This is a genomic window from Streptomyces sp. WM6378 (genome assembly GCF_001279695.1).
GTDB lineage: Bacteria > Actinomycetota > Actinomycetes > Streptomycetales > Streptomycetaceae > Streptomyces.
This window is the reverse complement of the sequence record NZ_LGDD01000110.1, coordinates 1-1698: the sequence shown is the minus strand read 5'-3', so window position 1 is coordinate 1698 and position 1698 is coordinate 1. Positions and strand designations below refer to the sequence as shown.

The window sequence follows — 1698 nt, the reverse complement described above, 5'->3', positions numbered from 1 at the left end:
ATCAAGAGCCCGGGGGACTGGTTCGGCTGGGCGATCGCCGGCTGGCTGTGGCTGACCACGATCTTCGCCAACCTGGCGGAGGCCGTCGCCGAGGGCCGCGGCAAGGCGCAGGCCGACACCCTGCGCAAGGCCAAGACCGACACCGTCGCCCGCCGTCTCAACGGCAGCACCGAGGAGCAGGTCCCCGGCACCGAGTTGAAGATCGGTGACCTGGTGGTCTGTGAGGCGGGCGACATCATCCCCGGCGACGGTGACGTCGTCGAGGGCGTGGCCTCGGTCGACGAGTCGGCCATCACCGGTGAATCGGCCCCGGTGATCCGCGAGTCCGGTGGTGACCGCAGCGCGGTGACCGGTGGTACGAAGGTGCTCTCGGACCGCGTCGTCATCAAGATCACGACGAAGCCGGGCGAGACGTTCATCGACCGGATGATCAACCTGGTCGAGGGCGCCTCCCGGCAGAAGACCCCGAACGAGATCGCCCTCAACATCCTGCTGGCGTCCCTCACGATCGTCTTCCTGCTGGCGGTCGTCACCCTCCAGCCGTTCGCGATGTATGCGAAGGCCGAGCAGTCCATGATCGTGCTGGCCGCGCTGCTGGTCTGCCTGATCCCGACCACCATCGGCGCGCTGCTCTCCGCGATCGGCATCGCGGGCATGGACCGCCTGGTGCAGCGCAACGTACTGGCCATGTCGGGCCGCGCGGTGGAGGCCGCCGGTGACGTCTCGACGCTGCTGCTCGACAAGACCGGCACCATCACCCTGGGCAACCGCCAGGCATCCGAGTTCGTGCCGGTCAAGGGCACGACCGAGGCGGAACTGGCGGACGCGGCCCAGCTGTCCTCGCTGGCCGACGAGACGCCCGAGGGCCGCTCGATCGTGGTGCTGGCGAAGGAGAAGTACGGCCTGCGCGAGCGTCACCAGGGCGAACTCGTGGATGCCGAGTGGGTGGCGTTCACCGCGCAGACCCGTATGTCCGGTGTCGACGTGGACGGACGCAAGACCCGTAAGGGTGCGGCCGGTTCGGTCATCACCTGGGTCAAGGAGCAGGGCGGTCAGGTCGCCGAGGACGCCGACACCCTCGCCAACACCATCTCCGAAGCGGGCGGAACGCCGCTGCTCGTGGCCGTCCAGGACGACAAGGGCGCGCGTGTCCTGGGTGTCATCCACCTCAAGGATGTCGTCAAGGAGGGCATGAGGGAGCGGTTCGACGAGCTGCGCCGGATGGGCATCAAGACGGTCATGATCACGGGTGACAACCCGCTGACCGCGAAGGCGATCGCCGAAGAGGCGGGTGTGGACGACTTCCTCGCGGAGGCCACGCCCGAGGACAAGATGGCGCTCATCAAGCGGGAGCAGGCCGGCGGCAAGCTGGTCGCGATGACCGGTGACGGCACCAACGACGCCCCCGCTCTCGCGCAGGCCGACGTGGGTGTCGCGATGAACACGGGTACGTCGGCCGCGAAGGAGGCCGGCAACATGGTCGACCTCGACTCGAACCCGACGAAGCTGATCGAGATCGTCGAGATCGGCAAGCAGCTCCTCATCACCCGGGGCGCGTTGACCACGTTCTCGATCGCCAACGACGTGGCGAAGTACTTCGCGATCATCCCGGCGATGTTCGCGGTGGTCTACCCGGGCCTGGACAAGCTCAACATCATGAGCCTGCACAGCCCCGAGTCGGCGATCCTGTCCGCGGTC

At 67.7% G+C, this 1698-nt stretch carries 1 protein-coding gene; it reads left to right on the top strand.

Annotated features, from left to right (window positions below):
- Positions 1–1698 (top strand): potassium-transporting ATPase subunit KdpB (gene kdpB / locus ADK54_RS11850; RefSeq protein ID WP_053725549.1); only part of this gene is annotated, 1698 nt, incomplete at both ends.